Here is an 8,386-nt window from a genome sequence, read left to right on the forward strand (position 1 = left end):
CGGCGTTACTATGGTTTGCCCTATTTCTATGTGTTTGTTTTGATTAATCGTAAATGTATTGTGTTGGTTTTTAGAAATATGCAGATTAATATTGTTAAAAATATGCAAATATGTCAAAAAAAACATTAAATTTATCCTTGTTAATTTGTGAGCCCCTCCCTATTGCATTTCCTACGCATGTTTTCTAACTGACTGAAAGTTAGTGGTTATCATTTTTTTGTCTTTTTGATTAACTTTAAAATACAACAAATGTCAACTGTTACAACTATTTTGCGTGAACATCCCGAATTGGCGGTTTTTTTGATGTTAGCACTGGGGTTTTCTCTGGGGCACATCAAGATTGGATCATTTAAAATCGGGGTTGTGTTAGGGACTTTGTTTGCAGGTGTTCTCATTGGCCAGTTGGTTATTGAGGTACCTGAAATTGTAAAAACAATTTTTTTCGATCTTTTTCTTTTTGCCACAGGATATAAAGTAGGACCTCAATTTTTTCAGGGTCTCAAGAAAAATGCGCTTCCGCAGTTAATGCTGACAGTGGTTATTTGTGTTTCCTGTCTGATTATTGCAGTTACAATGTCTAAATTATTCGGTTACGATGTGGGAACGGCCGCCGGTCTTTTGGCGGGCGCATTTTCGGAATCGACTGTTATCGGCACAGCCGCGGCATCGATTAGGGAACTTCCTATTTCTGCAACTGAAAAAACTCATTTAGTAAATAATATTCCCGTTGCTTATGCAGCCACTTATCTTATTGGTGCAACATCTTTGGTTTTTTTCTTTACCACTATTGCCCCTAAATTATTGCGGGTAAAATTAGTGGAAGAAAGTAAGAAACTCAGTCAGTCCTTAACCGGTGAAACAGAACATGAGCCCGGTATTGATTCTGCTTACAAAAGATGGATTATCAGGGCGTACAAATTCACAAACGAAAAGTGGATAGGACAGACTATAGCCGAGTTTGAAAAAGAGAATTCAGACCTCGGCATTATTATTCAGCGGATACGCCATAACGGAACGTTGATCGATCCAACACCGGAGACCGTGATCAGTAAGGATGATATAATGGTAATTATGGCTCAACACGGAATCATACTTAAACGTATTTCGGAAATTGGTCCTGAAGTTTTGGACGAGGAACTGCTGAATTTCCCAATTGCCCACATGGAAATTACCCTTACAAACAAAGAGATTATCGGAAAAACAATTCGTGAGGTGCGTGATAGCAAAAGGGGTGAAGGATTGATGCTGGATAAAATCACAAGAGAATACCATGATATCCCTTTTGATCTGAACACTGTTTTGCAAAGAGGAGATATTTTGACAGTATCGGGTAAACTGGTGCATTTGGAAGCAGCAGCTAAAAAAGCAGGTTTCTTAGACCGTTTAAGCGTCGAAACAGATATCATCTTCGTTAGCCTGGGTATTGTTATAGGAGGATTGGTTGGTTTGCTTTCAGTGACACTCTTTGATATTTCCATAACCTTAACCACCAGCGGAGGAGCTTTGGTCATGGGGTTAGTATTCGGATGGTTGCATTCGCGGACTCCTGTTTTGGGAAGGATTCCCGAAGCAGCATTGTGGGTTTTTGACAATCTGGGATTAGCGACATTTATAGGGCTTGTAGGCATGACGGCCGGACCAACTTTTATCGCCGGACTAAAGGCGATTGGCTTCAGTATCATATTTGCCGGACTTGCTGTGGCTTTAATTCCTCATATAATAGGATTGTTTTTCGGAAGGTATGTGCTAAAGATGAACCCGATAATATTGTTGGGAGCTCAAACAGGAGCTGGAACTTCAACTATCGGACTTAAAGCGGTTCAGGATGCTTCGGAAAGCAAGTTTCCCGTGTTGGGATATACGATCCCTTATGCCTTAGGGAATATTATTTTGACCACTTGGGGACCGGTTATTGTTGGTGTGATGACGTGATTTCAGAATTTTAACTGAATAGTAATTATATAAACTTTACGATATGTTTTGGTTAGAAATAGCAGTTCTTTTGGGAATGATTCTCATCGGATCACAAATGAAAGGTATCGGCTTGGGGATCATGGGGATGGTAGGTCTTCTGATTTTTATTTTTGTATTTAAGATGAAACCCACCGACCCGCCTATTGACGTAATGTTGATAATCATGTCCATCGTGACCACGGCGGCAGCATTGCAGGCATCAGGAGGATTGGATTATCTGGTAAATCTGGCTGAGCAAATCATCAGGAAAAACCCTTCCAATATAACATTTATAGCGCCTTTTACGGTTTACTTTTTGTGCTTGTTTGCGGGAACTGCTCACATCGTTTATTCCTTATTACCAATTATCGCTGAAGTAGCTGCTAAGAAAAGAATCCGTCCGGAGCGTCCTTTGAGTATATCGGTAATTGCTTCCCACTTGGCTTTGACCGGCAGTCCTATGAGTGCTGCGACAGCCGCTTTTGTGGTGGTGCTTGCGTATCCGGGTGCTTTAGTCGATATCATGATGATATGCATTCCGTCTTGTATAATTGGTTTGTTGATTGGTTGTTTTTCCGTCTTTAAAAGTGGAAAGGAACTAAATGACGATCCGATATTCATTGAAAAAATGAAAGATCCTGAGTTTGCTAAAAGTTTAGATACAGAATCCGAATCTTCAGGGACACCTTTGAAACCTGGCGCTAAAAAATCCGTTGTTATTTTCGGAATAGCCATTTTGATGATAGTGATTGCCGGAGCTTTTCCTGATTTATTGCCACGTTTCAGTCCTGGAACAGCAACGCTCGCTGTGGCCAAAGATGGTTCTTTAACGATGGTCACTATTATCGGTGTGGTTACTTTAACGGCTTCGGCGATGATGATGCTGCTTACAAAAACAAGTGCGGCTGAAGTGACCAAAGCAAGTTTGTTTACGGCTATGGCCTCTGCAGTAGTATCTGTTTTTGGTGTGGTTTGGATGAGTTTCACTTTTATGAATCACAATCAGACACTTATTTCGGAAGTATTGGGCGAAGCGGTGGCTGAGTACCCTTGGACATTTGCGATCGCTGTTTTTATCATGGGCGTTTTGATGTTCAGTCAGGCAGCAACAACGAAAACCATGATGCCTTTAGGTATGACTTTGGGCATGGCGCATCCTGCCCTGATTGCCATCTTCCCTGCAGTTAACAGTGATTTTGTGTTACCGGGCTATCCAACTTTGTTAGCAGCAATTAATTTTGACCGAACAGGAAGTACCAAAATTGGAAAGTATGTTATAAATCACAGTTTTCTTATTCCGGGGGTTGTGGCGATAGGCGTTGCGATTGCCATTGGTTTTTTGTTGGGGACCTTGTTATTATAAATATTCAATTGTATTGTTAAACTAACTCCGTTAACTATGAAAAAGAAATTATTTATTTTATTGACCCTTAACTGTTCCTTCTTTATGCAGGGACAAGTTGTAGAAAGACAAACAGGTGAAGGCAACAAGTATGTAGATTCCATACCTAGTATAATACCTGTAGACAGGCAATCACTGTTGTCAAATGTTGATGTGATTTTTAACTCACGTTTCGCCTATGACAGTCATTACAGTTCTTACGATAGTGATCCTGCTGATCCTACTGATACTAAGGGCCATGAATATTCGAGTTTCAATATTAATCAGCTTCGTTTTGAAATTAAGGGTAAAATTCACGACAAAGTTTATTTCAGATTTAGACACAGATTTACAAAGGATGTTGAGATAGGCAGTATTGACCATATGAGCCAAGCAACAGATATGGCCTTTGTACGTATAGATTTGGGACCGCGAACTAACTTTTCATTCGGAAAATTATGTGCCGATTGGGGAGGTTATGAGTTTGACTTTAATCCAATTGATATTTTGGCGTATAATGATATTGTTGAATATGCCGATAATTATTTGGTGGGGGCAAGCGTTGCCCATACACTTGAAAGTAAAAAGCATAGTTTCTCATTTTCGGTGTTGAATTCCCGTACCAAAACTTTTGAAGAAGTGTACGGTACATCTGCTCCTGCAGGTTTGGAGGCTTCGGAATATCCTTTGGCATTCGTTGTGAACTGGAGAGGGAGTTTTGGTAAATTTGAAACCACTTACAGTTATAGTTACTTTAATGAGGCAGTCGGCGCGCACATGAATTATATCGTATTGGGAAATAAATTTAAATTTAATGACAAATTTGTTTTGTATTATGATTTTCATTACAGCGACGAAGGGTTGGACAGAACAACCATAGTTTCCAGTATAGTAAGCACGCCTCTTGCTGATCCTATTGCCGTTAGGGATGCCTTATATGTGGAAGACTGGTTGCGGGCAGAGTACTTAGTTACTCCTAAGGTAAATTTGCTTTTGACAGCGATGCATAGTAACCATTATTGGAAAGATAATCCTGATCCGGCGGCGGATGATTTGTTGTCAATAAGTTATGGTTTAATTCCAACTGTTCAATATTTTCCGTTTAAAGAGTACAACATGAAGTTTTATCTATCGTATATATATAGAAAATACGATTATAAAAGTTATGCTGAAGCGGCGTATGGTGTAAAAGATTATACCACCGGGCTTTTGAGTTTTGGTATTATAGCACCATTCTTGGTACTATAGTTTTAGAACGAGTAATAAAAACAAAACCCCGCTTTCGGCGGGGTTTTTGTAATAAGTAAGATAAATATGTTTAACGTTTTTCTTATTTCACTTTATTCACGATAGCTGTGAAAGCTGCAGGGTGGTTCATTGCTAAATCGGCAAGAACTTTACGGTTCAATTCGATGTTGTTAGCTTTGATTTTACCCATGAATTGAGAATAACTCATTCCGTGTAGACGTGCACCAGCGTTGATACGCATGATCCATAATGCACGGAAGTTTCTCTTTTTCTGCTTTCTTCCACGGTAAGCATATTGCATTGCTTTTTCTACCGCGTTTTTCGCTACTGTCCAAACGTTTTTACGTCTTCCAAAGAAACCTTTGGCTTGTTTTAATACTCTTTTTCTTCTTGCTCTTTTAGCAACTGAATTTACCGATCTTGGCATAATTTTAAATTTTTTTTGCAGTAAGGCGACTTTTCAGTACTTCTGATTCCGATTGTTCGGAACAGCCCACTCCAGGGTTATTAAATTGTTTTAACCGAAAGAATTCTTAAGGTCTAATGACAATTAAAATTGTCGATTAGATAATTCTTAATTGTTCTTTTACACTCTTCACGTCAGATTGGTGAACCAAAGCTGAGTGAGTTAAAGCTAATTTACGCTTTTTAGATTTTTTAGTCAAAATGTGACTTTTAAAAGCGTGCTTTCTTTTGATTTTTCCAGAACCAGTAACTTTGAAACGTTTCTTAGCACTAGATTTAGTTTTCATTTTAGGCATTTTCTTCCTAGGTATTAGATTTATTCTTACTTACTATTTTTTTACTGCAAACTGACAACTGCCAGCTGAGTACTATTTTTTCTTCTTCGGAGCGATAAACATAATCATACGTTTACCTTCAAGAACTGGCATCGCTTCCACTTTACCGTAATCTTCCAAATCCTGCGCTAAACGAAGCAATAGGATTTGTCCTTGCTCTTTATAAATAATCGAACGCCCTTTAAAGAATACAAATGCTTTTAATTTGGAACCTTCTTTTAAGAATTTCTCCGCATTTTTCTTTTTGAATTCGTAATCGTGTTCGTCTGTTTGAGGTCCGAAACGAATTTCCTTAATGGTAATTTGTGTCGATTTAGCTTTTAATTCTTTATCGCGTCTTTTTTGTTCATAAAGGAACTTTTTATAGTCCATGATTTTACAAACCGGCGGTTCTGCATTTGGAGAAATTTCAACCAAATCCAATTCCAATTCATCGGCTAAACGCATTGCTTCAGCAGTTTTAAATACTCCTGGTTCTACGTTATCACCTACAAGACGCACCTCAGGTACACGAATGTTGTTGTTAATTCTGTGGGGGTCTTTTTTTTCTACGCGAGGTTGAAAACCTCTGTTGTTTCTAATTGCTATGGCTTTAAAATTTAAGTTAGACTTAGAATTGTTTTAATGTTTTACTAATTTCATCATTTACCAATGCGGCAAATTGATCAATTGTCATCGTTTCATTCGACTTACCGGCATTACCGTGTCTGCGAACTGAAATCGTACCGTTCTTTTCTTCTTCCTCACCAACAATCAGCATAAAAGGAAGTTTCTTTACTTCTGCCTCTCGGATTTTTTTACCGATTGTCTCGTTACGGTTGTCAATTAGGGCGCGAATTTCGTGAATTTCCAGCAATTCTGAAACTTTTTTGGCATAATTTTCATATTTCTCGCTCAAAGACAGGATAATAGCTTGCTCCGGCATCAACCAAAGCGGGAAGTTTCCGCCTGTATGTTCCAGTAAAATGGCGATAAAACGCTCCATTGAACCGAAAGGTGCACGGTGGATCATTACCGGTCGGTGTAATTCGTTATCCGAACCTTTATAAGACAGGTCAAAACGCTCCGGTAGGTTGTAATCTACCTGGATTGTACCCAACTGCCAGCTTCTTCCTAAGGCGTCTTTAACCATGAAATCCAGTTTCGGACCATAGAAAGCTGCTTCACCTGCTTCAATCACATAATTCAAACCTTTGTCTTTTGCAGCGCTGATGATCGCGTTTTCTGCTTTCTCCCAGTTTTCTACAGAACCTATATATTTATCAGGATTGTCTAAATCACGAACAGAAACCTGCGCCGTAAAGTTTTCAAAACCTAATGAACCGAATACATATAATACAAGGTCAATTACATTTTTAAACTCAGCATCCAATTGATCGGGAGTACAGAAAATGTGTGCATCGTCCTGAGTAAACCCGCGAACACGAGTCAATCCGTGTAATTCACCTGATTGCTCATAACGGTAAACGGTTCCGAATTCCGCATAACGCTTCGGAAGATCTTTGTAACTCCAAGGTCTTGCGTTATAGATCTCACAGTGGTGTGGACAGTTCATAGGTTTTAACAAGAACTCTTCACCTTCTGCAGGTGTGTGGATCGGTTGGAAGCTGTCAGCTCCGTATTTTGCATAGTGGCCGGAAGTCACATATAATTCTTTTTGTCCGATATGAGGTGTGACTACCTGCTCGTAACCGGCTTTCTTCTGAGCTTTTTTCAAAAACTGCTCCAAACGATCACGTAAAGCAGCTCCTTTAGGTAACCATAATGGTAAACCTTGTCCAACTTTCGGTGAGAAATGGAATAAATCCAGTTCTTTTCCTAGTTTTCTATGGTCGCGACGTTTTGCCTCTTCAAGCAATTCAAGATAATCTGTTAAATCCTTCTGTTTCGGGAAGGAGATTCCGTATACACGCGTTAACTGTTTGTTTTTTTCGTCACCTCTCCAGTACGCTCCTGCTACCGATAAAATTTTCATTGCTTTGATGATCCCGGTGTTCGGAATGTGTCCTCCGCGACATAAATCGGTAAACGTAGAGTGATCACAGAAAGTAATCGTCCCGTCCTCTAAATTTTGGATAAGCTCCGTTTTGTATTCGTTGTTTTTATATAAATCCAATGCCTCTGCTTTAGTAGCTGAACGCATTTTGAATTCGTGTTTTTCTCTGGCAATTTCCAATACGCGATCTTCCACGGCTTTAAAATCACCGTCCGTAATTTTCTTATCTCCGAAATCCACATCATAGTAGAACCCGTTTTCAATAGCCGGACCGATAGTTAACTTGATACCCGGATACATTTCTTCCAGGGCTTGCGCCATTACGTGCGAAGTCGAATGCCAGAAGGCTTTTTTACCGTCCACATCGTTCCAGGTATATAATATAAGAGCACCGTCGGTCGTCAAGGCGGTCGAGGTTTCAATGGTGGTACCATTAAAAGAAGCTGAAATAACGTTTCTTGCTAATCCCTCACTGATGCTTTTAGCAACATCCATAGGAGTTACACCTGGTGCAAACTCCCTAACCGAACCGTCCGGTAAAGTAATCTTGATCATATTTTTTAATTAATAAGATGCAAATATAACTGTTTATAAAAGACATGCAATATATATATAAGGTATAATTTTCTTTTTGAAGCGAATGGTTCGGGGCTTTTTGCGGTTGTCGTTCCCGCTGTCCGCTCTACGCGGTGCCGCTCCCATCGGGGCTAGGGGATAGGCTTTCTGGATTTGTCGGTAAATTTTTTTGGGATTGTTACCTATATGTAATATAGTAGAAACAAGCTTGGTCACTCTGCAGCTTTACTGCTTTGCGATTTTAGAAAAAAAACTTTTTCTGATTAAGGAATGGTTATCAGAGAGTTATGGAAAGTCCCGGAAAAACTTTGAAAAAAAGGTTGAAAATAATTAGGAGTTATGGAAAAGAGTGCTACTTTTGCACCCGCAATCAAGGCACAGTTCTTTAGAAATTTTGAAAATGACAAGTCGAAAAGATTTTGAAAAAAATCG

The 8,386-nt window shown here is 39.3% G+C and carries 7 protein-coding genes; 3 read left to right on the forward strand and 4 right to left on the reverse strand.

Annotation, left to right across the window (positions count from 1 at the left end; all coding sequences use genetic code 11):
- Positions 1–249 precede the first annotated feature (249 nt).
- The 3 genes from aspT to AC3E9U_RS06705 are packed head-to-tail and all read left to right on the forward strand — an operon-like array spanning position 250 to position 4,582.
- Complete coding sequence (gene aspT, locus AC3E9U_RS06695) at positions 250–1,932, forward strand: aspartate-alanine antiporter (protein WP_488746124.1); 1,683 nt, start codon at positions 250–252, stop codon at positions 1,930–1,932.
- Between the two features lie 43 nt (positions 1,933–1,975).
- Complete coding sequence (locus AC3E9U_RS06700; RefSeq protein ID WP_488746125.1) at positions 1,976–3,316, forward strand: anaerobic C4-dicarboxylate transporter family protein; 1,341 nt, start codon at positions 1,976–1,978, stop codon at positions 3,314–3,316.
- 36 nt (positions 3,317–3,352) lie between these two features.
- Complete coding sequence (locus AC3E9U_RS06705) at positions 3,353–4,582, forward strand: porin (RefSeq protein ID WP_488746126.1); 1,230 nt, start codon at positions 3,353–3,355, stop codon at positions 4,580–4,582.
- An 82-nt stretch (positions 4,583–4,664) separates the two neighbouring features.
- Here AC3E9U_RS06705 and rplT read toward each other — a convergent pair whose 3' ends face one another.
- The 4 genes from rplT to thrS form a co-directional block, all read right to left on the reverse strand.
- Complete coding sequence (gene rplT, locus AC3E9U_RS06710; RefSeq protein ID WP_023575105.1) at positions 4,665–5,009, reverse strand: 50S ribosomal protein L20; 345 nt, start codon at positions 5,007–5,009, stop codon at positions 4,665–4,667.
- 136 nt (positions 5,010–5,145) lie between these two features.
- Positions 5,146–5,343 carry a 50S ribosomal protein L35 gene (gene rpmI, locus AC3E9U_RS06715; protein WP_014164268.1) on the reverse strand — a complete coding sequence of 66 codons (198 nt, stop codon included), beginning with the start codon at positions 5,341–5,343 and terminating at the stop codon, positions 5,146–5,148.
- Positions 5,344–5,415: 72 nt separating this feature from the next.
- The gene (gene infC / locus AC3E9U_RS06720; protein WP_488746141.1) at positions 5,416–5,964 is read right to left on the reverse strand and encodes a translation initiation factor IF-3; all 549 of its coding nucleotides are present in this window, start codon (positions 5,962–5,964) and stop codon (positions 5,416–5,418) included.
- 28 nt (positions 5,965–5,992) lie between these two features.
- The gene (gene thrS, locus AC3E9U_RS06725) at positions 5,993–7,933 is read right to left on the reverse strand and encodes a threonine--tRNA ligase (RefSeq protein ID WP_488746127.1); all 1,941 of its coding nucleotides are present in this window, start codon (positions 7,931–7,933) and stop codon (positions 5,993–5,995) included.
- Positions 7,934–8,386: the final 453 nt, after the last annotated feature.

The sequence above is a fragment of the Flavobacterium sp. 21.1 genome (assembly GCF_057801535.1).

Coding starts and splice junctions, on each gene's coding strand:
- aspT (WP_488746124.1), top strand. CDS start 250: ATGTCAACTGTTACAACTATTTTGCGTGAACATCCCGAATTGGCGGTT.
- AC3E9U_RS06700 (WP_488746125.1), top strand. CDS start 1,976: ATGTTTTGGTTAGAAATAGCAGTTCTTTTGGGAATGATTCTCATCGGA.
- AC3E9U_RS06705 (WP_488746126.1), top strand. CDS start 3,353: ATGAAAAAGAAATTATTTATTTTATTGACCCTTAACTGTTCCTTCTTT.
- rplT (WP_023575105.1), bottom strand. CDS start 5,009: ATGCCAAGATCGGTAAATTCAGTTGCTAAAAGAGCAAGAAGAAAAAGA.
- rpmI (WP_014164268.1), bottom strand. CDS start 5,343: ATGCCTAAAATGAAAACTAAATCTAGTGCTAAGAAACGTTTCAAAGTT.
- thrS (WP_488746127.1), bottom strand. CDS start 7,933: ATGATCAAGATTACTTTACCGGACGGTTCGGTTAGGGAGTTTGCACCA.